Genomic DNA, 24,682 nt, shown 5'->3' on the forward strand with positions numbered 1-24,682 from the left:
CCGTGACTGTGGCAAGCCGGACGATGACGCGACCGAGCCTAACCCACGACGCCCAGGGGGCCAACTTCACGCGAGGGGTCTCAGCCGCTTCCCCTCATATCGTCTAGACCCCCTCCCGGACAAGGGGCGGGATTTCCGGACGAGCTCAGCAGGGGCCAGCTACAGCGCGCTCGCAAGCCAAGGGCGCCCGGAGAGGGCACGCGCCAGACGGTCCTGGGCCGTCGAGAAGACCACGTCGGGCTTCACGTGCAGGCGAATCTCACCCTGCGTGCCATACGCGGAAAACGCCGAGAAGACCACGTCCGTCTCGAACGCCGGGTCGAGAAGGTCGGCGAGCTCGCGCGCGGCGACCTCGCAGCACTCGTCTGCCACGGCGCCCAGGTCGGCGCCCGGAACCACGGCGATGGGCACGCCGCAGTAGCCGGCGCTCCAGTCGGTGATGCGCGTGAGGGCGGTCTTGGAGAGCACCGAGTTGGGGATGACCTCCTCGGCACCGCCGCGCATGCGCACCGTGGTGCTGCGCCACGTGACATCGGTGACCTCGCCCGTCACGTCACCGACGGAGATGAGGTCGCCGGGCTGGACCGCCTTGCTCAGCATGAGGCTGATGCCGCCGATGATGTTGGAGATCGTGTCCTGCATGCCCAGGGAGACCGCGATGGACACCACGCCGAGGGCGGCGACAAAGCCCGCCGGGTCCACGCCAAAGACGGGCCGCATGACGCTGAGCAGGGCGAGCGCCCAGATGACGGCGCGCACGATGTTGATGAAGAGCGAGGCGCTCGGCAGATTGGAGGCGTCCAGTACCTTGTGCATGAGGCGCACCACCACGCGCTGGATCACGAGCGCAATAGCCACCACCACGACGAGCGCAATGGCCTTGTCGAGCCAGCCGCCCGCGTCTATGCCGATGAAGTGCTCCATCACGTTCCTCTCGCCCTCACCCATTTCGACCGGAACAATACTCACTCAGTATTCCCACGCGAGACGCCATGGTATCGATAAGATCATCGGCAACGTAGGGGGTCGACTCGAGCACAGGGCCAAACTCCCCCTCACCGGCACGGCGGACTCCTTCCGCAAGCCCCTCTACGAGCGGCGCTGCCAGACGCCTGAGCGCCGAGTCCCTGATTCCCAGATCGGCGGCAAGCGCACGGAAGCTCTCAGGTGTCACCTTATCAATCGTTTGCGCACCCCCGATGCGCATAGCAAGACGCCTTGGGTGTTTGGGGAAGTACGCCGTGCTCACGAGGTCGTACGCCGGCGCAAGGGAGACAAGCGCACCCCCCTCGCGATCGTTGCCCTCATGAAGGATCGAGAAGTTCTTGAGGTGGGCATCGCAGTTTCCCACGAGATAGTTGAGGCACGTCATCTGGGCGAGTCCCGCAACGTCACTCGCGGGCCTCAGGCCATGCCTCCTCAAAAGCTCCGCCATCCGACGGATGCTCCCACCTTCGAGCTCGGCGTACTTCGATCCCCCGCTGATTCCCAGAGCCTGCGCCATATCCTCCTGGTGGCGCCTGGAGACCGTCAGGCCCCCGTCCGCGAGGGACACGTCGCGGTCGAACCTCTCGACAGCAAGAACGGGATTCCCGTAACCCAGGAGCTCTACGTTCGCAACGTTCATTCCACACTGCTTTGCGGCGGTCATACATAGATACTCCACCTCCGGCAGATCGCGCAGGTGACTCGTCTTGAGGACATGCGTGCTCGCGGACAGGCCGACGGGACGCAGCCATCGCCCGCTCGAAGCCGCTCCATAGTCGCGCGCGAGCGCCGTCTTAGACTGCGTGCCTGCGAGCGAGAGGCGCGTCGCAACATTCTCTCGAGCCACGCCGGGTTCATTGAGGAACATCCTGCGAAGATCATCCTCGTCGAGTGGTTCGTACTCCCCGACACCCAAGGGATGCTCGACGGGCCGGGCGAGCACCAGTACGTCTCCGATGCACTCCCTTCCGCAGGCAACCAGCAGCCCAACCCAGTCCTCTTCGGCCAAGCCAAGTTCGGAGGAAAGGACTGCCCGGGCGCGCCCCTCGGCGAGCAGCCCCTCGAAGTAGGGACGCATCTCCGCCTCGTTGAATTGCGCTGACCTCAGGGGTAGCGAGAGAGACAGCGGGGTGATCTCGGACAACCCGAGGTACGCGGCATTATACGAGAACGATGCCCCGTACTCATCGAGGGCTCCCACGAGAACCGCGGACTCGCGTCTGAGCCTGTAGACGTATAAGCTTGCCATCTCAGCCCCTAGGCTCGGCAATAACGTCAATTCCCAGCATGGTCAGGACCCGCAGCGTCTTTCCGATTTCTGCCGAATCCTTGCCGTTCTCAAGCTGCGACAAAAAGGTGACGCCCACATCCGCGAGGCCGGCGAGCTCTGCTTGGGTCATCCCCTGACGCCGACGCTCGCCGCGAATGACCGCCCCCAAATCTCTGACGCTTCTTATGCACGACATGCTGCTTCCTTTATGCGTACGCATAAACCTGCTCAAGCGCTATGTTAGTTTATGCGTACGCATAAATCAACGGCTGACATGCCGGAACTTATGCGAACGCATAAATGATACGAAGAGACTGCCCCTTTGCATCACCCCTCGATCTTGACGATGGGCGCAAAGCCCTTGAGCAGCTTCTTCGTCTTGCCGGTTCGCGTGAACTTGACCTCGATCGTGTCGCCGGAGGCGGCGATGACCACGCCGGGGCCAAAGGTCTTGTGCGAGACGTGGTCGCCGGGCGAGAAGGACGCGGCGGCGCGGGCCGCATCCGGCCTGGGCCCCGCGGGCGCCGGGCGAGAGGGGCCGCCGCCCGTGGAGCGCGTGCGCGAGCCGAAGACGTGGCCGCCGTAGACCTCGGAGCCGCGCCCGCTGCCGAACGTCCCGTGGCGGTCGCCGCGCTTCTCCCAGCCCACGCCGGAAAAGCCCGACGAGCCCACGCCCACGCGCTCGACGTCGGCCTCGGGAATCTCCCGCAGGAAGCGGCTCGGAGCGTTGGCGGCGACGGAGCCAAAGGTGCGGCGCGTGGTGGCATGCGTGAGGTAGAGCCGCTTGCGGGCGCGCGTGATGGCCACGTACGCCAGGCGCCGCTCCTCTTCCACGCTCGCCTCGTCGCTGTCGTAGGAGGCGTGCGGGAAGATGCCCTCCTCCATGCCGGCCACGAACACGACCGGAAACTCGAGGCCCTTCGCGGAGTGGATCGTCATCATCGTGACGGCGTGCGTCTGGCCGGCGAGCGAGTCGAGGTCGGAGCGCAGGGCGAGCCACTCGATGAGCGCCGGCAGCTTCTCCGAGGCAACGGGTGGCCTGACGCCCGGGGCGTTGCCCCCGAGCTCAGCGCTCGCTTCGCTCGCTCGCTGCGCGAAATCGCTCTGGGGCAACGCCCCGGGCGTCAGGCCCTCGGGCTCGAGCGCTCCCGCCGCGCGGAGCTGCGCGAGGCTCTCGAGCGTCTCGACGGCGTCGTGGGTCTCGTCGAACTCGGCGGCGACGCCAAGGAACTCGCGAATGTTCTCTATGCGGCCGTCGGCCTCCACGGAGTGCTCGGCCTCGAGCGCGCGCACGAGGCCCGCGCGGTCCACGATGGCCTCGACCACGTCGGCGAGCTCGCCGGTGAAGTGGCGCGCCGCCTCGATCACGCCGGTGAACTCAGCCAGCGCGCCGCGCACCTTGGCGCCGAGCAGGCCCTGCTCGGCGATCGCCATCTGGCAGGCCGAGAAGAACGAGATGCGCTCGTCGGCCGCCAGCTCGCGGATCTTGGCGATGGACGTGGTGCCGATGCCGCGGCGCGGCGTGTTGACCACGCGCAGAGCCGCCACGTCGTCGTCGGGGTTCACGACGAGCTTGAGGTAGGCCATGACGTCGCGGACCTCGGCGCGGTCAAAGAAGCGCGTGCCGCCCACGATCTTGTACGGCACTCCCGCGCGCAGGAACATGTCCTCGAGGATGCGCGACTGCGCGTTGGTGCGGTAGAAGACGGCCATGTCGTCGTAGCTCGTGCCGCCGTCGTGGAGCCGCTCGATCTCCGAGCCAATCCAGCGCCCCTCGTCGCGCTCGTCCGCTGCCTGGAACACCTGGATCTTCTCGCCGTCGCCGGCGTCGGTGAACAGGCGCTTGGGCTTGCGGCGGGCGTTGTTGGCCACGACGGCGTTGGCCGCCGCCAGGATGTGGCCCGTGGAGCGGTAGTTCTGCTCGAGGCGCACCACGCGGGCGTCGGGGTAGTCCTTCTCGAAGTCCAGGATGTTCTGGATGTCGGCGCCGCGCCAGCTGTAGATGGACTGGTCGTCGTCGCCCACGACCATGAGGTTGCGGTAGCGCGCGGCGAGCAGGTTGGTGATCGCGTACTGGACGTGGTTGGTGTCCTGGTACTCGTCCACGCTGATCTGGCGGAAGCGGTCCTGGTAGCGCTCCAGGACCTCGGGGCGCTTGGAGAGCAGCTCGAAGGTCTTGACCAGCAGGTCGTCGAAGTCCATCGCGTTGGCGCGCGCGAGGCGGCGGTCCAGCTCGCGGTAGACGCGCCCCGCGGCGCGGTCTGCCGGGTTTGAGGAGCTCGCCAGCTCGTCCGGACCCACCATCGCGTTCTTTGCGGCGGAGATCTTGGCGCGCACCGAGTTCATCGGGAACTGCTTCTGGTCCAGGTCGAGGTCGGCCATGATGGTCTTGACCAGGCGGCGCGAGTCGTCGTCATCGTAGATCGTGAAGTTGGGGCGGTAGCCCACGAGCTCGCCGTCCTCGCGCAGGATGCGCACGCACATGGCGTGGAAGGTGCAGACCCACATGCCGCGCGTGCCGTACGGGAGCAGGGCCTCCAGGCGCTCGCGCATCTCGGCCGCGGCCTTGTTGGTGAACGTGATGGCCAGGACCTGCCAAGGGCGCACGCCCTCGTCGGCGATCATGTGCGCGATGCGGTACGTGAGCACGCGCGTCTTGCCCGAGCCCGCGCCCGCGAGCACGAGCAGCGGGCCGCGCGTGCACTCCACGGCCTCGCGCTGGGCCGGATTGAGGCCCTCCAGGTCCACGGTCGGCGCCGGGGCAAACAGGGTCTGCTGGTCGCTCGTCATTCTCGATGTTCCTCTCGCCGTCTTTTCGCCCTATGAGTGTAGCGGCAAGCCCGGACGCAAAACAGGACGGGGCGAGAAGAACACGACCGCGGGTGACCTTCCGGGAATCGCAGGGGCTGTCTTGGGGGCTTCTAGGATTTCCCGCCCTTGTCATGCCGGCTTCTAGGAATTCGGGCCCTTGTCGTCCAACGTTCCGGAAATCCGGGCCCTTGTCTGCACTGTGTCTAGAAAGACGGGGTTTTGCACGGCGAGAAGAACCCGCCGCCGTACAAGGGCGGCAATTCCTAGGCGTCCCCAAGACAAACCCGGCGATTCCTAGACGGGAAGACGCCTCTGGAAGCGCCGGCTACTTCTTGGGCCCTCCGAAGATGTCGTCCTTGTTGTAGGTGATGCTGTAGGCAGTCTCGAGACCCTTGAGCAGCTCGCGGGCATCGTGCTCGCCCATCTTGCTCAACGTGGCGGCAAGGCTCGAGACGCCGTCGGTGTGACGGTCCTGGGCATGACGGCGCCCCTCCTCGGTGCAGCGCGCGATCACGCGACGGCGATCCTTGGCATCGGGGATGCGCTCGACGTAGCCCTTGCTCTCCAGAGAATCAAGGATGCGGGTCATGCGGGGACGCGTGTAACCGAGCTTCTCCGCCAGGTCGGACGGGCTCAGGCCATCCTCGTGTCGGGAGAGGTACTCAAGAACGGGATCCTCGCCCATTGACATGCCGTAGGCCGTACCGATGGCGCCCTTCGCAACGCCCCGCGAGTACATGATGAGCTTTCTGGCGGCGTCCTCGTAGTCCATCTTCTCGCAGCGCGACCCCTCCTCGAGGCAAGACGCACACGTTGCCCCGTCAGTTCGATATGACTGATTAATGGTAGCAACTTCTTGCGAGATTGGCACGTCTTTCTCCCCCTCACACAAACGAGAAAACAGCTTCCGCGAGGCCGTCGTGCTCGTTGTCGAGCCAGGTGACTCGTGTGGCGGCGGCCCGCACCTCGGCGGGTGCGTTTGCCATCGCCCAGCTCTCCCCCACGGCATCGAACATGGCCACATCGTTTCTTCCGTCGCCGAAGGCGGCCGCATCCGCGGCGTCCACGCCCAGGTGCCGGCATACGGCCTCGATGCCCTCGGCCTTGCTCACCTGTCCGTCCATGACCTCGCAGAGGATGGGGGACGAGCGCACGACCGTGAGGCTGGGGAAGGCCGCGCCCACCACGCGCTCGACGCGTTCGATCGAGGCGCTCTCACCCACGAGCAGGAGCTTGTGCAGCCCACGCTCGGAAAAGTGCTCCTCGATCTCGCCCTCCGTTGACGTCACGCCCACGATCTTCTCCTCGCGCCGGACGCGTGGGTCCGAGCGATCGCTCGTCACCCAAGCGTGGTATCCATACGCCATGCAGCAGACGTCGGGAGCCTCGCACGCCACGAAGTCGCGCACCTCGAGCGCGCAGCCGATGCCGATGGGTCGGCTCAGGAGCTCGGCCCCGTCGCCGTCGAGCACGTAGGCGCCGCCGTAGCACACGACGGGACCGACGTTGCCGAGCGTCCGACGGATCTCGACGAGCGCCTCGGGCATGCGGGCAGAGACGAGCACGAGCGGAATCCCGCGCTCTTCCAGCATGTGCGCCGCCGCGACCGTGCGGGGGCTCACGCGGTGGTCTTTGTCGAGCAGGGTCCCGTCCACGTCCGAGAACACCGCGGAGGGAAGGGCGTCCGTCATGAGTTGCTCGCCCCCTCGCCCTTCTCGTCCAGGTCAACGCCCGCAGCGGCGAGGATGTTCCTGACGTTCCTCTTTGCGTTGGTCGTTCCGACCTTGAGGACCGCGGAGACGATTGCCCCGAGGACGAGAAGGACCACGCCCAGCACGCCGAAGCCAGTCCCTCCCCCGCCATAGAAGCCCCAGTAGCCCAGGATGAACCCAACCGCGACGAGCGAGTAGCCGATCCGCAGCCACACGTTCAGGCGCTGGATGGCATCGGTCTGGAGCTTGGCCTCCCTGACGAGGTCCTCACGAGTCCAGTTTGAGGTGTCGAGTGCCATGGGTTCCTCTTCTCTAGGGATATGCCCGGGTCGCAGGGGATGACCTGCGGCCCGGGCTGAAAGGGGGGCTGTTGCGAGCAGGCTGCAGGCCTTAGGCCGCCGTGGCGATCGTGGCGGCGCCGAAGAAGCCGACGCACGCGCCGACGAAGGCGATGGCGAGAAGGATCAGCATCGTAATGATCGGGCTGACCTTCTTCTTGGACATGAGCCACCAGCAGAAGATCGTGAAGATCAGCGGGAGCAGCTTCGGGTAGATGCCGTCGAAGGTGCCCTGGAGGGTGCCGCCGCCCGGCAGCGCGAGCGCCGTGGTGATGGAAACCCAAGTCGCGGCGACAGCGCCAATGACCATGGTGCCCACCAGGACGATCGCCTCGCGCAGGGCCGTGGCGTCGGGGCCCACCAGCGCCTCGACCGCGTCGCCGCCGAGCTTGTAGCCACGGTAGTAGGCGAAGCGCATGCCGAAGTAGGCGAGCAGGTTCCACACCACGATGTAGAAGATCGGGCCGAGGGGATTCCCGCCCTCGGCGAGGCCCATGGCGATGCCGAGCAGGATCGGGATCAGCGTGCCCACGATGAGGGAGTCGCCGATGCCGGCGAGCGGGCCCATGAGACCGGCGCGGATGCCGTTGATCGTGTCGTCGTCGATGGCCTCGCCGTTGGCGCGGGCCTCCTCGAGACCGACGGTCACGCCGACGATCATGGTGCCGATCTGCGGCTCGGTGTTGAAGAACGCGGAGTAGGTCTGGAGGGCCTTGGTCTGGTCCTCCTTCTTGTCGTAGAGGTCCTCGACGATCGGCAGCATGGAGACCAGGTAGCCGAAGGTCTGCATGTGCTCCTGCGAGAAGCACGTGAGGTTGCCGTAGTACCAGTTGCGGAAGGACTTGGCGAGGGCCTTCTTGGAGACCTTGCGGCCGCCCTTCTGCTCGACGGTGTTGTCAGCCATTAGATGTCCTCCTCTTCCTCGTCGTCAACGGATGCGGTGATGGTGCCCGTAGTGCCGACCTTCTCGAGCTTGGACTCGATCTTGGAGAGCTCGAACTTGATGAGCGCGAAGAAGCAGGCGATGGCAGAGCAGGCGATGAGGTTACAGCCCATGACCGCCGCGAGCGTGAAGCCAAAGAAGAACGGCAGGAAGTCGGTGGCCTTGGTGATGACCTGCTTGAGCAGGATGGCGATACCGACGCAGGGAAGCAGCGAGCCCACGGCGAAGAGCGTCTTCATGGGGATGCCGTCCATGGGGAGGCTGTTGAGCAGCGTGGTCACCATGTCGCCGCCAAAGTAGACGATGACGAACGTGGGGATGAAGGAGCAGAGGATGTGGGAGATCCAGGGCAGGACCATGTCCACGAGGTAGAGCTTGTGGGTATCGCCCTTCTCGAGCCACTTCCAGCCCATGGCCTGCCAGGCCAGGTTGACGGTCGCGGTGCCGTAGAAGAGGATGGCGCCGAGGGTGCCGCAGGTGGCACCGAGGGTCGTGGCGAGGGCCGCGGCGTCGGCGCCAGAGGGGTCGGCGGCGAGCGCCGGGTTGCCCTTGATTGCGATCATGGCCAGCGGGATGCCGATGTAGCATGCCGCGCGGACGTCGGCGGAGACGGTTCCGCCGGGGGTCACGAGGGCGATGTAGACCACCTGGATGGCCATGCCCACGATGATGCCGAGCGTGATGTCGCCCAGGATGATGCCGACCACCAGACCGGCGACGAGCGGGCGTCCGAGCGTGTAGTTGCCGATGGACGTGCCGCCGAGGCCGGGCATAGACGCCAGGCAGGCGAACAGTCCCAGCAGCGCTGCCTGGAACACGTTGATTTCCATACGAACCACCTTTCCCGTGCTAGGCCCCTTGCGGGGCGCTTGCGATTCTCGCGGCGGACCCCCGGACGGCCCGCCCCGCAGTGCGACGAACTAGAAGCCAAACTGCCCGCGGAACTTGTCCCAGGTACCGATGCCCTTGTCGGGAATCAGACGGAAGTCGACGGTGTAGCCGGCCTTGGAGATGTCCTCGAAGGCCTGGGCCTCCTCCTGCGTGATGGACTGGTTGTTGCCCAGCTTGGTGGTGCCGGGACGGTCATTGCAGGGCCCCACGATGACGGTCTTGACGTCGCCCGGGACAAAGCCAAAGTTCACGAGGATCTCGGCCATGTCGAGCGGGTTCTTGGTGATCAGGAAGTAGCGGGTGTCGCTGTCGAGGACGGTCTGGGCCTTCTCCTTGAAGTGATCCATGGTCCACACGAAGGTCTTCTTGTCCGGCGCGGCACTCTTGTAGGCGCTCTTGAGCACCGGGTTGGATGCCGCGGCGTCGTTGACGGCGATGATGCCGTCGCAGGGGTACTCGACCGCCCAGCGAGTGACGGTCTGGCCGTGAATCATGCGGTCGTCGATGCGAACGAACGAAACTGCCATGTCCTTCTCCTTGTCCTGTCTGTGTTCCAATACTCGCACGGGTCACCCCCGTGAAGGTGCCTAGAGATCCTCTTCCTCGTCCTCGTTGAGGTCGAGCTCGACCTCACGCATCGCGGCCTGGCCCTCGGAGAGCGCCTGCTCGCACAGGGCCAGGGGGTCATCGGTCTGAAGGTCGAAGGCCGCCGTGAGCGCCATCGGCAGGCTCACGCCGCCAAAGGCGCGCGTGTGGGCGAGAAGCCCGCGGCCGGCGAGCACGTTGAGCGCGTTGGTGAGAGGCGAGCCGCCGATGATGTCGCCCATGACGATGACCTCGTCGTCCGCGCCGATCTTCTCGACGACCTTCTCGAGCTCCGCGACGTACTCGTCGGCGCCCTCGCCGTCGCGCAGGCTGCAGCTCAGAATGTCCTCGCGCTTGCCCACCAGCATGTCGAGCACGCTGTGCAAACCCGGCGCGAACGTGCCGTGACTGACCAGAAGCAGATACCTCATCCTCGTGTCCTCTCCATACCGTAGCTGGGACATGCTTTTTCATGCCCCTTTCAGTGATTTTGATTGTTGCTATTAACTATTAACGGAGCAATCGAGTAGTTGTCAGCGGTAACTATTCTTCGGTTAACGGTAGCAACTATTTCAGCGAGAAACCAAAACCGCCGTCCAGAAATAGTAGGCGGCGGCGGTGGAAAGGACGAGGTGGTTCAGGGTGTCGGGAGGCTGCCTCATATCGATCCAAGAATCGCAGCCCCTGTCACACGGGCTTCTAGGAATTGCCGCCCTTGTACGGCAGCAGGTTCTTCTCGTCGGGCAAAACCCCGCCTTTTCGGGCGAAACGCGGACAAGGGCCGGCTTTGCTAGAACCCTGCGGGACAAGGGGCCGCTTTTCTAGAAGGCACCATGACAAGGGCGCAGATTCCTAGACGGACCTGACAAAGGGACCTGGCACCTTTGTCAGGTTATGACCAGCGGTTGACGAAGGAGCCGACAGCCTCCCAGTAGCGCTCGGGATCAGCGAAGACGGCGCAGCAGTGGCCGGCGGAGGGGATCTTGACCAGCTCGTTCCCCTCGCCTTCGGCGGCGCCGCCCGCGGCGGCGGCGAGCGCGTCGGCCATGCGCTCGGGCACGACCTTGTCATCCTCTCCCTGGACGAGAAGAACCGGCGCGGCCGAGCGCGAGATCGCGTCGACCGGGCGCGAGAGCGCGACATCGTAGCCGCCGCGGCCCAGCTTCACGAACACGCGGGCAAGGTCGAGGACGGGGTGCGCCGGCATCGGGGGCGTCCCGAGCGATCCGGAGGCCACGACGCCGGCGGCCGTGTCCCAGAAGTCGTCGTAGGCGGAGTCGGCCACGCAGGCGCGCACCTGCTCGGGCAGGTCGCCCTCGCCGCAGGCCATGATCGCCGAGGCGGCGCCCATCGAGATGCCGGCCAGCGTGACGCGCGCGCCCTCGCCGGCGCGACCCACGACCCAGCGGCACCACGCCACGAGGTCGCGTCGGTCGAGCCAGCCGGCGCCCACCCAGGCGCCGTCGCTCTCGCCGTGCGCGCGTAGGTCCACGAGCAGCAGGTTGAAGCCCATCTCGGCGTAGCGGCGGGCATAGGTGAGGCCGGCGCGCCAGTTGTCGGCGTAGCCGTGCGCGAAGACGAGCCAGCGCTCGGAGGTCGGGCAGCACGCGATCGCGCGGCCCACAAGGCGGCACCCGTCGTCGGACGTCGTCTCGACGCGCTCGACGCCGCAGGTCAGGGACTGGAGCCAGCGCCATGTGCGGTCGGCCTCCTCGGCGCGGTTCCACTCGATCTTCTCGCGCTCCTGCTCGAAGAGGCCGGGGGACATGTCGCGCACGCGCTTGTCGCCGCCACCGCCCAGGTACGGGCCAAGCTCCTCCTCGCCGGCACGGCGCTGCGGTCCAAAGACCGCGGGCAGCGCACGGGCCACCAGGACCGCGACGGCGACGGCGGGAACCAGGCCAAACAGGCAGAAGAGGACGCCGATGGCAGGCGAGCCCAGGTAGAAGCAGCCTACGCCCATAGCCACCATGACAAGGACGAAGCCGAGCGGCCCGAACGCGCGCGACCAGCGGGGGACGTCGCGCTTGGGGGCGTTGAGCTCCTCCATGAGGTGCGGCGTGGGCGTGCTCTCGCGCGTCCTTCTCCCCTCGAAGTACGAGAAGAACCTCGCGCCCCTGCTCTCCTTCTTGTCTGCCGCCATGCCTACCTCCCGTCGCGCTTGCATACGGGCACGAGTATAGCGAGAAACGGCGGAGCGGCCCTACAGCGCGGCGAGCAGGGCCTCGCAGCCCGCGAGCACGTCGCGGTACGTGGCGTCAAAGTCCCCCGTGTACCAGGGGTCGGCGACGTCGCGGGAGCGCCCGGCCCAGTCGAGCAGGCGGCTCACCTTGCCCTCGGGGTCGCCCCCGAGGATGTGCGCGACGCCGCGGGCGTTCTCGGCGTCCATGTAGACGATGTGGTCCCAGGCGTCGTACTCCTCGCGCCGCAGCTGGCGGGCGCGGTGGGACCCCACCGGCACGCCCTCGCGACGCAGCTTGCCCACGGTCCCGGGATGGGGCGGGTTGCCGATCTCCTCGCGGCTCGTCGCGGCGGAGTCGATCCTGAACTCGCCCTCGCGGCCCGCGCGGCGCACGAGCTCCTCCATCACGAACTGAGCCATCGTCGAGCGGCAGATGTTGCCGTGGCACACGAACAGGATGCGCGTCATGGGACTCCTCGCGACTCGTCGCCCTTCTCGGCCGACGCTACTTCTTCATGTGGCTACCCGAGGTGGCACGGCGACGGCGCGCTCGGACGACGAGCGCTATGACGACGCCCGCGACCACGAGCACCCCCGCAGCGGCGCTCGCGACCATGGCGGTGTGCCTCGGGTCGGACGTGACCCACCAGAGCGCGTAGTCGGGGACGGAGAGCTCCATCGCGTGCGCGGTGCTCGCCGTCACCGTCCCCAGGTCGCGATCGCCCAGGGACACGGCGACCTCGCCGAGCGCGACGCCCTCGGCGACCGGCGCCTGCAGCGCCTCCGACCACGAGGGCACGAGCGTGAGGTCGGCGAGCGTGGTCTCGGTCGGGACCGTGGCCACGATCGAGGACGTGGCGGTCGCGTCGACCGCGTCGCCGTCGCTCGAGAGGGTCACCTCGGCCGAGCCCACCACGTCGCCCACGCTCACGACCTCGCCGGTCCGCCAGGCGTTGAAGCCCCACTCGAGGAGCTCGCGCATGTCGTAGAAGTTGGGCGAGACGCCGGCCTCGTCCGTCTCCATCGGGGCGCCCAGCACCACGCCGACGAGCGAGCGGCCGTCGCGCTCGAAGAGGGCTATGAGGCTCCTGCCGCCCTCCCAGGTCGAGCCGGTCTTGCTCGAGACGATGTCGTCGCCCATGTAGACGGGGCTCTCGGGGTCGATGAGGGTGTCGGTGTTCTCGAGCTTGCGCGCGGGGGCGGCGGCCGTCGCCGGCAGCTCCCAGGTGAACTGGCTGCTCACCTCGACGAACTCGGGGTGCTTGAGGGCCTCCTCGAACATGAGCACGAGGTCGGCGCACGTGGAGTAGTGGTCGTCGTCGTGCAGGCCGCAGGGGTTGACGAAGTGGGTGTCGGTGCAGCCGAGCTCAGCGGCGCGCTCGTTCATCATGTCCACGAACGCGTGCCAGTCCCCGCCGCCGACGTAGCGCGCCAGGACGTAGGAGGCGTCGTTGCCGGAGGGGATCATGAGGCCCGCGAGAAGGTCGCGCACCGACAGCGTGTCGCCCGGCACCAGGCCCGCGATCGAGCTCTCCCAGGTGACCTCCTCGAGGTCCTCCTCCGTGACCGTCACCATCTCGTCGAGCCCGACGTTCTCGATCGTGAGCAGCGCCGTCATGACCTTGGTGACGGACGCCGGGTACCAGCGCTCGTGGGAGCCCTTGTCCAGCAGGACGAGGCCGGTCTCGCGGTCTATCAGCAGCGCGTGGGCGGACGCGAGCTCGGGCGGCACGTCCGCGGAGTAGGCGGGCTCCTCCTCGGCAGGGGCGGTCTCCTCGGCGGGGGCGACCTCCGCCGCGGGCGCGGACTCCTCCGCGGCGGGAGCGGCAGTCTCACCCTCCTCGGCCAGGGCGGGCGCCGCGAGGACGGCCGTGCCGCAGACAAGGGCGAGAAGGACGGCGAGAAGCGCGGGGGCGGTGCGGCGGCGCGAGGCGGTCTTCACGGTGTCTCCCCTATCCGACGAGGACGAACCAGGCGATCACGGCGACGCCCAGCACGATGCGGTACCAGCCGAAGGGCTTGAAGTCGTGGCGGCGCACGAAGGCCATGAGGAAGCGGATGACGGCGAGCGACACGAGGAAGGCGACGAGGCAGCCCACCCCGAGGACGGCCACCTCGGTCCCGCTGAACATGTTGCCCGCGAGGAAGTACTTGGCCAGGCGCAGCGCGCTCGCGCCAAACATGACGGGGATGGCGAGGAAGAACGTGAACTCCGCCACCACGGTGCGCGAGCAGCCCAGCAGAAGGCCGCCGATGATCGTGGAGCCCGAGCGCGAGGTACCGGGGACAATCGAGAGCACCTGGAAGAGGCCGATGCCGATCGCCGTCTTCCAGTCGAGCGCCTCGAGCGTCTGGACGCGCGCGCCGGCGTCGGCGAGCTCGGAGCGCGTGGGGGCGTCACCGAGGTCGGGCGTCGAGAAGTGCCTCCCCGTCGCCGCGACGGCGGTCGCGCGGCGCTCGCGCACGGTCTCGATCACGATGAAGGCGATGCCGTAGACGATCAGCGCGGCGGCGATCACGAAGGGGCTGCCGAGGTTGGCCTCCATCCAGTCGTCGATGGGGATGCCGATCGCGGCGGCGGGTATGCAGGCGACGATCGTCTTGCCCCAGAGCGACCAGGTGTCGCGCTTCTCGCCCGCGGTCTTGCTCGGGGAGAAGGGATTCAACCTGTGGAAGAACATCACGCAGACGGCGAGAATCGCGCCGAGCTGGATGACGACGAGGAACATGTTCCAGAAGTCCTCGGAGACGTCCATGGTGAGGAACTGGTTGAGCAGCAGCATGTGGCCCGTCGAGGAGATGGGGAGCCACTCCGTGACGCCCTCGACGACGCCGTACACCGCGGCCTTTGCGAGCTCTATGGGGTCCATTGCCCTCCCTTTCAGCGACAGCGCTCCTATGGTCGCGCAAGAGGCGGGTCCGTGGCACCCCGCCACCGAAATTCTACGCCGTTGGGCGGTCCGTCCGACACGCGTTTCCCGACGAGGGGAATAAAAGACGCAGCCCTCTAGACGGCCCAAAGCGGAAGGGAGTCACCATGGCCGAAACCACAACCTCCTACCAAGACCTCGGCTACGACAGGATCTTCGTCTCCCTCGACGGATCGGACGAGCAGGACAAGGTGCTCGACCGCGCCATCGTCATGGCGGCCAACGACAACGCCGAGCTCTACATCGGGCACGTGATCGACTCCACGGCCCTCGAGGCCGCCGGCACCTTCCCGGTGGACATCGTGCCCTCGCTCGAGAAGGAGTTCCGCGACTCCATCACCGAGCGCGTCCGCGTGGCCGAGGGGATGCCGGGCATCAAGAAGGTCGAGGTGATCGTCCGCGCCGGTCGCATCCGCGAGACGCTCAAGGACGAGATGCTCGACGTCATCAAGCCCGACCTCGTCATCTGCGGGGCGCGCGGCCTCTCCTCGATCAAGTACGCGATCCTCGGGTCCATCTCCACGTTCCTCACGCGCAACACCGACTGCGACACGCTGGTCATCAAGTAGCCCCGTGCCCCGGGCGGCATCCCGTCGGCCCCGTCGCGCCATCGTGCGGCGGGGCCGAGTCATGCAGAATCGGTGAGATTTCGCCTCTCCCGGTAGAATGGATAAGTCTGTATGTTCGCCCCACTGGGGCGAACGGCCGCCCGACCACGGAGGAAATTCGACGTGACACCAGCTAGACGCATCAGAGCGAGGGTCACCGGCGTCCTTCTCGCCGGCCTTCTCGCCTGCGCCGTGAGCCCGATCGTCGCCCAGCCGACCGTGGCAAAGGCCGACCCGATGAGCGAGCTCCAGGAGGTCCAGGAGCGCGTCTCGGAGAGCAACGCCGCCTACGAGGAGGCCACCGAGCAGGTGGACCAGATCCAGGGGCAGATCGACGAGAACGAGGAGCGCATCGCCCAGATCGAGGCGGAGCTGCCCGGCGCGCAGGAGCGCGCGGCGTCGTCTATGCGCACGCTCTACAAGATGCAGCAGAGTGGCGGCGGGCTCCTCGAGCTCCTGCTCGCCTCCGACGACTTCTACGACCTGCTCTCCACGATTCAGTACCTCGACGTCATCCAGGCCCACAGCACCGACGCCCTCGATGAGCTCGTCGCCCTCGAGGGAGAGCTCGAGATGACGCGCGCCAGCCTCAGCTCCCAGATGGAGGAGGCCCGCGCCCGCCAGGACGAGGCCGAGGCCGCGCTCGCCGAGGCAAACGCCGCCCGCGCCGAGCTCCAGGCGAGAATCGCCGCGCAGGCCGCGGCGGAGGCGGCCGAGCGTCAGGCGGCCGTCGAGGCCGCGAAGAAGGACGCCGGCAACTCCTTCACCACCGAGTCCGGCAACCAGGCGCCCGTCGAGGTCCCCTCGTCGCCCAACGCCGGCGCCATCGACTGGAACGTCGACCGCGAGACCTTCATCAGCACCTGGACCGCGCGCATCGACGCCTATCTCGCCGGCTCCCCGCTCAGCGGCCAGGGCCACACCTTCGCCGAGGCCGCGTGGGAGTACGGCGTCGACCCGCGCTTCTCGCCCGCGATCTCCACGGTCGAGAGCTCCACGGGTCGCTACTGCTTCCTCCCCCACAACGCCTGGGGCTGGGGCAACGTGAGCTGGGGCAGCTGGGAGGAGGCCATCTGGGCCCACGTGGCCGGCCTCGCCTCCGGCTACGGCGGCCAGCTCACCTACGCGGGCGCCCTGAAGTACTGCCCGCCCAACGCGGACCACTGGTACACGAGCGTCCTCGCCAACATGCAGCGAATCTAGGATTTTCCGCCCTTGTCTTGAGGCGTTCCCGGAATGCTCGCCCTTGTCGGCCGGCGCTCTAGGAATCGTTGCTCTTGTCGTGACCCGCTCTAGAAATTACCGCCCTTGTCGTGACTCGCTCTAGAAATCGTCGCCCTTGTACGGCCGCGAGAGGCGAAAGCCGTACAAGGTCCCGTTTTCCTAGATCATCACGAGACAAGAGGCGGAATTCTTAGACGGTGTACCGACAAGGGCGGCGATTCCCGGAACGCAGGCCGACAAGGGCCTGTTTTTCTAGAACGCCTCCGGACAAGGGCGGCGATTCCAAGACGGACCCGTGCCCGGCGCCTACGCCGTGAGATAGACCATCACGATGATCAGCACAAAGCCCACGATCTCGGCGGGCGAGAAGGGCGTCCCGAGCCAGACCACCGTGGCGATCGTGGCCGTGACCGGCTCGATCGTGCCGAGCAGGCTCGCGCGCATGGAGCCGGCGTCCTTCACGCCCTGCAGGTAGAGCGCGTACGCGGCAAAGGTCCCCACCACCACGCACAGCGCGAGCACCGTGATCGCGACGCCGTCGAGCGCCGGCATGTGCTCCCAGGGTCGGTACCACGCCGAGAGCACCGCGCCGGAGATGAGAAACGCCAGGCCGTTCACCGTGAAATTGCCCCAGCGCGCCATCGGCGCCGCGGGCAGGATGGAGAGGCATGCCGCGGCGGCCGCGCACCCCAGGCCCCACGCCAGGCCCTCCGGCGGGAGGTTGAGCTGGCCGGGGTTGCCGCCCGTCGCCACGAGGTAGGTGCCCACCAGCGCGAGGCCCACGCCGAGGATCTCACGGCGCCGCGGCCGCCGGCGCACCTTGAGGCACACGTAGGCGAGCACGAGCACCATGCCCAGGCTCTGCATGATCGTGGCCGTGGCCGAGTTGGTCCAGTCGATCGCCTCAAGGTAGGCGACCTGCGAGAAGAGCACGGCGCCAAAGCTCACGGCGACGACCTGCGCGAGGCCGCGCGGGCTCCTCAGCACGCCGGCGAGCTGGCCGCGCCCCTTCGAGGTGACGGCCGCCGCCGCGAGGAAGAGCCAGCAGGCGGTGAGCTCGCGCACGCACACGAGCCAGAGCGGGTCTATCGCATAGGCGTCCATGAGCCACTTGGAGACGGTGCCGTTGAGGCCCCAGAACGTGCCTCCCACCAGCGTCGCCACGATGCCCCGGCGGACGATCCTCCGCCGCTCCATGTCCTTCTCGCCCATGCGCCCCCCTTCGCAACGGTCGATAGCCTACCACGGCAGCTCTGCGGTATGCTCGACGCTGTGAGAAATGCGTCCAGGGAGAAGAACATGGCCGAGAAGAACTTCGTCGAGCCGCGCGCCGAGCTCGCCGTGGGCACGACCCACGCGGGCTTCACCGTCACCTCCGTCGAGCCGCTGAGCGAGCTGTCGGGCTGCGCTTACGTCATGCGCCACGACGCCACCGGGGCGCGGGCCCTGTGGCTCGCCTGCGCCGACGTCAACAGGGCCTTTGCCATCAGCTTCAAGACGCCGCCCGCCGACGACACGGGCGTCTTCCACATCCTGGAGCACTCGGTTCTGTGCGGGTCCGACCGCTACCCGGTGAAGGAGCCCTTCGTCAACCTGCTCAAGACGAGCATGCAGACGTTTTTGAACGCCCTCACCTTCCCCGACAAGACCATGTACCCGGTGGCCTCCACCAACGTGGCCGACCTCGAGAACCTCATGAGCGTCTACCTGGACGCCGTGCTGCACCCCGCGATCTGGCACCGCCGGCGCATCTTCGAGCAGGAGGGCTGGCACCTGGAGGCGGCCGACGACGGCACCCTCAGCTACAACGGCGTGGTCCTGAACGAGATGAAGGGCGCGCTCTCCGACCCCGACGACGTGCTCTACCAGGCGCTCACGCGCTCGCTCTTCCCCGACACCTGCTACGGCCACGAGTCGGGCGGCAACCCGCGCGCCATCCCCACCCTCACCTACGAGGCATTCCTCGACAACCACGCGCGCCACTACGCGCCGTCCAACGCCTACGTCTTCCTGTACGGCGACCTCGACGTCGACCGCGAGCTCGCCCTCGTGGACGAGGCGCTGTGCGGCGCGGCCGAGCGCGGGGCGGGATCTCCCAACCCGCTCGTCCCCCAGGCGCCCGTGCGCGCGCCCCGCGCCGAGGTTCGCATGGCGACGGCGCCGGGCAACTCCGAGGTCGGCCTCTCGTACGTGATCGGGACCGCCGCCGACCGCACCCGCGTGCTGGCCGCGGACGTCCTTCTCGACGCCCTCTGCGGCTCCAACGAGGCGCCGCTCAAGCGACGCGTCCTGGACGCGGGCCTGGCCGACGACTTCTCCGCCTCCCTGATCGACGGCGTGCTCCAGCCGCAGGTCATGTTCTGCCTGCGCGGCCTGCGCGAGGGCGCGGGCGCGAGGTTCCGCGAGCTCGTGGAGTCCACCTGCGCCGAGCTCGCCGAGGGCGGCATCCCGCGCGACAAGCTCGAGGCGTCGCTCGCCCAGGCCGAGTTCAACCTGCGCGAGGGCGACTGGGGCGGCTACCCGGACGGCGTGGCCCTCGCCATGCAGGCGATGTCGAGCTGGCTCTACGACGACGGGCGCCCGGTGGACTACCTCCGCTACGAGGACGCGCTCGCCGAGCTCAAGCGCGGCCTTTCCGAGGGGCTCTTCGAGCGGCTGCTCCGCGAGGTAGTCTGCGAGAGCGCGCACTGCGCCGAGGTCGAGCTCGTGCCGGTCGAGGACGGCGACGCCGACGAGGAGGCCGCCGAGCTCGCCCGCCTGCGCGCGGGCATGGGCGAGAAGGACCTCGATGCCGTGCGCGCCGAGGTCGACGCCCTGCGCGCGGAGCAGGAGGCGCCCGACTCCCCGGAGGCGCTGGCTACGCTCCCGCAGCTCAGGGTGTCTGACATCGGGCCCGCGCCCGCCGAGCCGGCGGCGCTCGAGGTCGAGGCGCCGCTGCCCTGCGTGGCCCACGAGCTCGACACCCACGGGATCGACTACGTGTACCACTACTTCGACCTGCGTCACCTCGACTTTGACGAGCTGCCCTGGGTCGGCGTGCTTACCGAGCTCCTCGGCCGCCTCGCGACCGCGCGCAGGAGCGCCTCGGACCTGGACACGCTCGTCGAGACCAACCTCGGCGGGCTCGACTTCTTCGTCGAGACCTACACCCGCGACGACGATCTCTCCTTCGCCGCCCCCACGCTCGTGGTGGGCGCCTCGGCGCTCTCCGAGAAGGCCGCGGCCCTCTGCGAGCTGCCCGCCGAGGTGTGGGGCGAGACCGACTTCGGCGACCTCGCCCGCGTCCGCGACATCCTGACGCAGCGGCGCGTCGCGCTCGAGCAGTACTACCTGAGCTCCGGGCACGCCGCCGCGCTCGGCCGCACGAGCACGTACTTCTCGTCCGCCGCCCGCGCCTCCGGCGCCATGGGCGGGCTGGACTACTACCTCTTCCTGCGCGAGCTGCTCGAGCACTGGGACGAGCGCGCGGACGGCCTGAGCGACCTTCTCGCCGACCTGGCGCGCCGCGTCTTCACCGCCGACAACGTGACCGTGAGCTTCACCGGCCCCGCCGCCGACCGCGAGCTCTTCTGGCGGCGCGGGGGCGACCTCGGCCTGCGCCCGGGTGACGTCGAGCGGCGCCTCACCGTGCCCGCGCCCGAGCCGCGCCGCGAGGCCTTCGTGATCCCCTCCGACGTCGCGTACGTGGCCCGCGCCGCAGCCCCCTCGCCCGCCGACGCCGGCAGCGTCGGCACCTGGCAGGTGGCCGCGCGTGCCCTCTCCTACGACTACCTCTGGAACGAGGTCCGCGTGAAGGGCGGCGCCTACGGCGTGGGCTTCAAGCGCTCGACCGAGGGCCTCCGGCAGTTCTGGAGCTACCGCGACCCGTCGGTGGACGCCACGCTCGCGCGCTACGACGCCGCGGCCGCCTGGCTCGCCGGCTGGCAGGGCACCGAGGGCGAGCTCGACGGCTACGTCGTGGCCACGGTCGCCGCGCACGACGCCCCGGTCAAGCCCCGCCAGCTCGCGCGGCGCCAGGACGTGGCCCGCTTCAACGCGCGGCCGGAGGGCTGGCGCGATACGGTCCGCGAGCAGGAGCTCGCGGCCACGGCCGACGACGTGCGCGCGCTCGCCGCGGCGCTCGCGGACGAGGGCGCGCCGCAGGGCATCTGCATCTTCGGCGGCCGCGACGCGATCGAGGCCAGCACGGTCAGCTTCGACGCCGTGACGGAGCTCTGCTAGCAGGCTCCGTCGTCCTTGTCGCCCGGCGCTTCTAGGAATCGCCGCCCTTGTCATAGAGCCTTCTAGGAAATTGGGCCCTTGTCCGGCAAGCAGATCGTTCTGCCGGACAAGGGCCCCAAAACATGGGTGCGAATCGTACAAGCTCGCCGATTCTTAGAGGCGCGGGCGACAAGGGCTCCGTTTTTTTAGACGTCCCCATGACAAGGTCGGCGATTCCTGGGGCGCCGGACGACAAGGGCGGCGAATTCTAGAAGCGCAGTCGACAAGAGCCGCGATTCCTAGATCCCCGCCTCGGCGATCGCCGCGACGACCTCGCGCAGCCGATCGGGCGGCATCACGAGCGCCATGCGCACGTAGCCCTCCCCCGACGGGCCAAAGCTCGACCCCGGCGTCACGATCACGCCGGCGCGCTCCATGAGCTCGAGCACGAAGGCCGCCGAGTCGGTGCGCCCGCCGGGCAGCTTGGCCCACACGAACATGGAGCCGTGCGCGTTGGGGCGCTCCCAGCCGATGGCCTCAAGCCCGTCGCACAGGGCGTCGCGGCGCTCCTGGTAGAGCAGGCGCTGACGCTCGACGGCGTCGCGCGGCCCGGTGAGGGCGGCCACGGCGGCCGCCTGCTCGGGGTAGAACATGCCAAAGTCGATCTGGCTGCGCAGCTTGCGCGCGGCGGCGACCACATCGGGGCGGCCCACGAGGAAGGACAGGCGCGCGCCCGTCACGTTGAAGGACTTGGAGAGCGAGAGGAACTCCACGCCCACGTCGAGCGCGCCCGGATACGACAGGAACGACCCGCCGGCGGGCCCGTCGAAGACGATGTCGGAGTAGGCGTTGTCGTGGATGACGATCAGGTCGTGCTCGCGCGCGAAGGCGATGACCTGCTCGTAGACCTCCGGCGTGCCCACCGAGCCCACCGGGTTGGCGGGAAGCGACACGATGAGGTACTTGGCGGCGTCGGCCACCTCGGCGGGGACGTCGGCCAGGTGCGGCAGGAAGTCGTGCTCGGCCGTGAGCCGGTAGTAGTGCGGGCGCGCGCCGGCGAGCAGCGTCGCGTTCTGGAAGACCGGGTAGCACGGGTCGGGCACGAGCGCCACGTCGCCTGCGTCCACGAGCGCCGAGCACACGTGCACGAGCCCCTCCTGCGTGCCGCGGCAGCTCATCACCATGTCGCGCGTGATGCCGGCCACGCCGTAGCGGTCCTCGTAGTAGGCGCACACGGCGTCAAGCAGCTCGTCGGTGTCGTGCAGCGAGTACTTCCAGCTCTCCGGGTCGGCCGCGCTCGCGCGCAGCGCCTCGACCACGTGCTCGGGCGGCCGGAAGTCGGGCGTGCCCACCGAGAGGTCGAAGACCCTGCGCCCCTGCGCCTCGAGCTCGCGCCGGCGCGCGTTGAGCGCGGCGAAGACCTCGTCGCCGAACAGGTCAAGTCTCTTGGAGAACTCCATGCTTCCCCTCTCGTCGTCCTTCTCGCCTAACTCTATCCCATGCGCCCTCCGGACCGCTCGCCGAGCCGCTCACGGAAACATCAATGTCAATTTGAGACCCGATTGGCGAAAGCTTTTTTGGCCGCCATTTTTACTAGCTGCGGCGATATGGGTTATCAACAGCACCTCATGTGTTTTCGACCACTTGTCAACAACATCTAGTGTATTTGTCGGCCAAAACCACTAGCGGTTGTGCCATAGTTGACTGTGCACACACTAATGGAACAGTACGGCGTACCCGGGAGGGCGCGCCTCTTTAGCGAAAGGGCGGCGCAGCATGAAGATCATCAAGCGGAACGGCTCGGAGGTCGCCTTCGACATCTCTAAGATCGAGAACGCCATCCGCGCGGCCAACGCCGAGGCGTCCGCCAGCGAGCGCCTCACCGAGCGCGAGATCAAGTTCGCCTCCCTGAACGTCACCGACGAGTGCATGGAGGCCGGCCACACGGTCACGGTCGAGGAGGTCCAGGACCTCGTCGAGGATCAGCTCATGGGCCTGCACCACTTTGAGGTGGCGCGCAAGTACATCATCTACCGCTACGTGCAGAACCAGAAGCGCCACAAGAACACGACCGACGACAAGATCCTCGCCCTCATCGAGTGCAACAACGAGGAGGTCAAGCAGGAGAACTCCAACAAGAACCCCACGGTCGTCTCGGTCCAGCGCGACTACATGGCCGGCGAGGTCTCCAAGGACCTCACGATGCGCGAGCTGCTCCCCGCCGAGGTCGTGGAGGCCCACAACGAGGGCATCATCCACTTCCACGACTCGGATTACTTCGCCCAGCACATGCACAACTGCGACCTCGTCAACCTCGAGGACATGCTGCAGAACGGCACGGTGATCTCCGGCACGCTCATCGAGCGCCCGCACAGCTTCTCCACCGCCTGCAACATCGCCACGCAGATCATCGCCCAGGTGGCCTCCTGCCAGTACGGCGGCCAGTCCATCTCCCTCACGCACCTCGCGCCGTTCGTGGACGTCTCGCGCCAGAAGATCCGCCGCCAGGTGGAGGCCGAGATGGAGGCCATCGACGCCCACCCCGGCGAGGAGAAGATCTCCCAGATCGTGGAGAAGCGCGTGCGCGAGGAGATCGCGCGCGGCGTCCAGACCATCCAGTACCAGGTCGTCACCCTCATGACCACCAACGGCCAGGCGCCGTTCATCACGGTCTTCATGTACCTCAACGAGGCCAAGAACGAGCGCGAGAAGGCCGACCTGGCCATGTGCATCGAGGAGATGCTCAAGCAGCGCTACGAGGGTGTCAAGAACGAGGAGGGCGTCTGGATCACGCCCGCCTTCCCGAAGCTCATCTACGTGCTCGAGGAGGACAACGTCCGCGAGGGCACCCCGTACTTCTACCTCACCAAGCTGGCGGCCAAGTGCACGGCCAAGCGCATGGTGCCCGACTACATCTCCGAGAAGAAGATGAAGGAGTACAAGCTCTCCAAGGGCGAGACCGAGGGCAACGGCGACTGCTACACCTGCATGGGCTGCCGCTCCTTCCTCACCCCGGACCGCTCGGGCAACGGCTTTGACAACGTCTCCAACGCCGGCAACTGGGAGCCCGGCAAGCCCAAGTACTACGGCCGCTTCAACCAGGGCGTCGTGACCATCAACCTCGTGGACGTGGCGCTCTCCGCCCACCACGACATGGACGAGTTCTGGAAGATCTTCGACGAGCGCCTGGAGCTCTGCCACCGCGCCCTGCGCTGCCGCCACGAGCGCCTGCTCGGCACCACCTCCGACGCCGCGCCGATCCTGTGGCAGTACGGCGCCCTCGCACGCCTCAAGAAGGGCGAGAAGATCGACAAGCTGCTCTACGGCGGCTACTCCACGATCTCCCTCGGCTACGCCGGCCTCTACGAGTGCGTCAAGGCCATGACCGGCCACAGCCACACCGACGAGGAGGCCACGCCGTTCGCGCTGGCCGTCATGCAGCGCATGAACGACAAGTGCGCCGAGTGGAAGGCCGCCGAGAACATCGACTACTCGCTCTACGGCACGCCGCTCGAGTCCACCACCTACAAGTTCGCCAAGTGCCTCCAGCGCCGCTTTGGCATCATCCCCGGCATCACCGACAAGGGCTACATCACCAACAGCTACCACGTCCACGTGACCGAGGAGATCGACGCCTTCACCAAGCTGCGCTTCGAGTCCGAGTTCCAGCGCCTCTCCCCCGGCGGGGCCATCTCCTACGTGGAGGTCCCGGACATGCAGGACAACCTCGAGGCCGTCATCTCGGTCATGCAGTACATCTACGACCACATCATGTACGCCGAGCTCAACACCAAGAGCGACTACTGCCAGGTGTGCGGCTACGACGGTGAAATCCAGATCGTGGAGGACGACGGCAAGCTCGTCTGGGAGTGCCCGCACTGCGGGAACCGCGACCAGTCCAAGATGAACGTCGCGCGTCGCACCTGCGGCTACATCGGCACCCAGTTCTGGAACCAGGGCCGCACCGAGGAGATCCGCGACCGCGTGCTGCACCTGTAACG

General features: G+C 67.5%; 21 protein-coding genes. 4 read left to right on the forward strand and 17 right to left on the reverse strand.

Features of this window, described 5'->3' with window-relative positions:
- Positions 1 to 159: 159 nt before the first annotated feature.
- From B5F73_RS06330 to B5F73_RS06400, 15 genes are all read right to left on the reverse strand, one after another.
- Positions 160 to 924 carry a mechanosensitive ion channel domain-containing protein gene (locus B5F73_RS06330; RefSeq protein ID WP_087227417.1) on the reverse strand — a complete coding sequence of 255 codons (765 nt, stop codon included), beginning with the start codon at positions 922 to 924 and terminating at the stop codon, positions 160 to 162.
- Between the two features lie 16 nt (positions 925 to 940).
- Positions 941 to 2,236, reverse strand: coding sequence for a HipA domain-containing protein (locus tag B5F73_RS06335; protein WP_087227418.1), 1,296 nt, complete (start codon positions 2,234 to 2,236; stop codon positions 941 to 943).
- Position 2,237: 1 nt separating this feature from the next.
- Positions 2,238 to 2,453 carry a helix-turn-helix domain-containing protein gene (locus tag B5F73_RS06340; RefSeq protein ID WP_087227419.1) on the reverse strand — a complete coding sequence of 72 codons (216 nt, stop codon included), beginning with the start codon at positions 2,451 to 2,453 and terminating at the stop codon, positions 2,238 to 2,240.
- A 131-nt stretch (positions 2,454 to 2,584) separates the two neighbouring features.
- On the reverse strand, positions 2,585 to 5,047 hold the full coding sequence (locus tag B5F73_RS06345; RefSeq protein WP_087227420.1) for a UvrD-helicase domain-containing protein: 2,463 nt from the start codon (positions 5,045 to 5,047) through the stop codon (positions 2,585 to 2,587).
- A 346-nt stretch (positions 5,048 to 5,393) separates the two neighbouring features.
- A complete protein-coding gene (locus B5F73_RS06350; protein ID WP_158094775.1) occupies positions 5,394 to 5,840 on the reverse strand; it encodes a MarR family transcriptional regulator in 447 nt (148 codons plus the stop codon).
- Between the two features lie 112 nt (positions 5,841 to 5,952).
- Positions 5,953 to 6,759 (reverse strand): Cof-type HAD-IIB family hydrolase, encoded by an 807-nt coding sequence (locus B5F73_RS06355; RefSeq protein ID WP_087227422.1) that lies wholly within the window; start codon positions 6,757 to 6,759, stop codon positions 5,953 to 5,955.
- On the reverse strand, positions 6,756 to 7,079 hold the full coding sequence (locus B5F73_RS06360) for a hypothetical protein (RefSeq protein ID WP_087227423.1): 324 nt from the start codon (positions 7,077 to 7,079) through the stop codon (positions 6,756 to 6,758). Before B5F73_RS06360 ends, B5F73_RS06355 begins: the two co-directional genes overlap by 4 nt.
- 91 nt (positions 7,080 to 7,170) lie before the next feature.
- Positions 7,171 to 8,022 (reverse strand): PTS system mannose/fructose/sorbose family transporter subunit IID, encoded by an 852-nt coding sequence (locus B5F73_RS06365; protein ID WP_087227424.1) that lies wholly within the window; start codon positions 8,020 to 8,022, stop codon positions 7,171 to 7,173.
- On the reverse strand, positions 8,022 to 8,891 hold the full coding sequence (locus tag B5F73_RS06370; protein ID WP_087227425.1) for a PTS sugar transporter subunit IIC: 870 nt from the start codon (positions 8,889 to 8,891) through the stop codon (positions 8,022 to 8,024). The genes B5F73_RS06365 and B5F73_RS06370 overlap by 1 nt, the downstream gene beginning before the upstream one ends.
- Positions 8,892 to 8,981: 90 nt before the next feature.
- On the reverse strand, positions 8,982 to 9,479 hold the full coding sequence (locus B5F73_RS06375) for a PTS sugar transporter subunit IIB (protein WP_075576087.1): 498 nt from the start codon (positions 9,477 to 9,479) through the stop codon (positions 8,982 to 8,984).
- Positions 9,480 to 9,539: 60 nt separating this feature from the next.
- Positions 9,540 to 9,968 carry a PTS fructose transporter subunit IIA gene (locus B5F73_RS06380; protein ID WP_087227426.1) on the reverse strand — a complete coding sequence of 143 codons (429 nt, stop codon included), beginning with the start codon at positions 9,966 to 9,968 and terminating at the stop codon, positions 9,540 to 9,542.
- A 461-nt stretch (positions 9,969 to 10,429) separates the two neighbouring features.
- The gene (locus B5F73_RS06385) at positions 10,430 to 11,680 is read right to left on the reverse strand and encodes an alpha/beta hydrolase (protein WP_158094776.1); all 1,251 of its coding nucleotides are present in this window, start codon (positions 11,678 to 11,680) and stop codon (positions 10,430 to 10,432) included.
- A gap of 60 nt (positions 11,681 to 11,740) precedes the next feature.
- Complete coding sequence (locus B5F73_RS06390) at positions 11,741 to 12,187, reverse strand: low molecular weight protein-tyrosine-phosphatase (RefSeq protein WP_087227428.1); 447 nt, start codon at positions 12,185 to 12,187, stop codon at positions 11,741 to 11,743.
- Between the two features lie 37 nt (positions 12,188 to 12,224).
- On the reverse strand, positions 12,225 to 13,661 hold the full coding sequence (locus B5F73_RS06395; protein ID WP_087227429.1) for a D-alanyl-D-alanine carboxypeptidase family protein: 1,437 nt from the start codon (positions 13,659 to 13,661) through the stop codon (positions 12,225 to 12,227).
- Positions 13,662 to 13,671: 10 nt separating this feature from the next.
- Positions 13,672 to 14,589, reverse strand: coding sequence for an undecaprenyl-diphosphate phosphatase (locus tag B5F73_RS06400; protein WP_087227430.1), 918 nt, complete (start codon positions 14,587 to 14,589; stop codon positions 13,672 to 13,674).
- Positions 14,590 to 14,756: 167 nt separating this feature from the next.
- Here B5F73_RS06400 and B5F73_RS06405 point away from each other — a divergent pair, with 167 nt between their 5' ends.
- Together B5F73_RS06405 and B5F73_RS06410 are read left to right on the forward strand one after the other, a co-directional pair.
- Positions 14,757 to 15,218: a universal stress protein gene (locus B5F73_RS06405; RefSeq protein ID WP_087227431.1), complete on the forward strand. Its 462-nt coding sequence runs from the start codon at positions 14,757 to 14,759 to the stop codon at positions 15,216 to 15,218.
- Positions 15,219 to 15,380: 162 nt separating this feature from the next.
- Positions 15,381 to 16,460 carry a hypothetical protein gene (locus tag B5F73_RS06410; protein WP_239379822.1) on the forward strand — a complete coding sequence of 360 codons (1,080 nt, stop codon included), beginning with the start codon at positions 15,381 to 15,383 and terminating at the stop codon, positions 16,458 to 16,460.
- 327 nt (positions 16,461 to 16,787) lie between these two features.
- On the opposite strand, the gene B5F73_RS06415 is transcribed toward B5F73_RS06410, so the two are convergent.
- Positions 16,788 to 17,693, reverse strand: a complete 906-nt coding sequence (locus tag B5F73_RS06415; RefSeq protein WP_087227432.1) for a DMT family transporter — start codon at positions 17,691 to 17,693, stop codon at positions 16,788 to 16,790.
- An 87-nt stretch (positions 17,694 to 17,780) separates the two neighbouring features.
- Here B5F73_RS06415 and B5F73_RS06420 point away from each other — a divergent pair, with 87 nt between their 5' ends.
- The gene (locus B5F73_RS06420) at positions 17,781 to 20,702 is read left to right on the forward strand and encodes an insulinase family protein (protein ID WP_087227433.1); all 2,922 of its coding nucleotides are present in this window, start codon (positions 17,781 to 17,783) and stop codon (positions 20,700 to 20,702) included.
- 278 nt (positions 20,703 to 20,980) lie between these two features.
- On the opposite strand, the gene B5F73_RS06425 is transcribed toward B5F73_RS06420, so the two are convergent.
- Positions 20,981 to 22,141: an aminotransferase class I/II-fold pyridoxal phosphate-dependent enzyme gene (locus tag B5F73_RS06425; protein WP_087227434.1), complete on the reverse strand. Its 1,161-nt coding sequence runs from the start codon at positions 22,139 to 22,141 to the stop codon at positions 20,981 to 20,983.
- Positions 22,142 to 22,457: 316 nt separating this feature from the next.
- Between B5F73_RS06425 and nrdD the strand changes: the two genes are divergently transcribed.
- On the forward strand, positions 22,458 to 24,680 hold the full coding sequence (gene nrdD, locus B5F73_RS06430) for an anaerobic ribonucleoside-triphosphate reductase (RefSeq protein WP_087227435.1): 2,223 nt from the start codon (positions 22,458 to 22,460) through the stop codon (positions 24,678 to 24,680).
- Positions 24,681 to 24,682: the final 2 nt, after the last annotated feature.

It is taken from the genome of Olsenella sp. An270, assembly GCF_002159735.1.
GTDB lineage: Bacteria > Actinomycetota > Coriobacteriia > Coriobacteriales > Atopobiaceae > Thermophilibacter.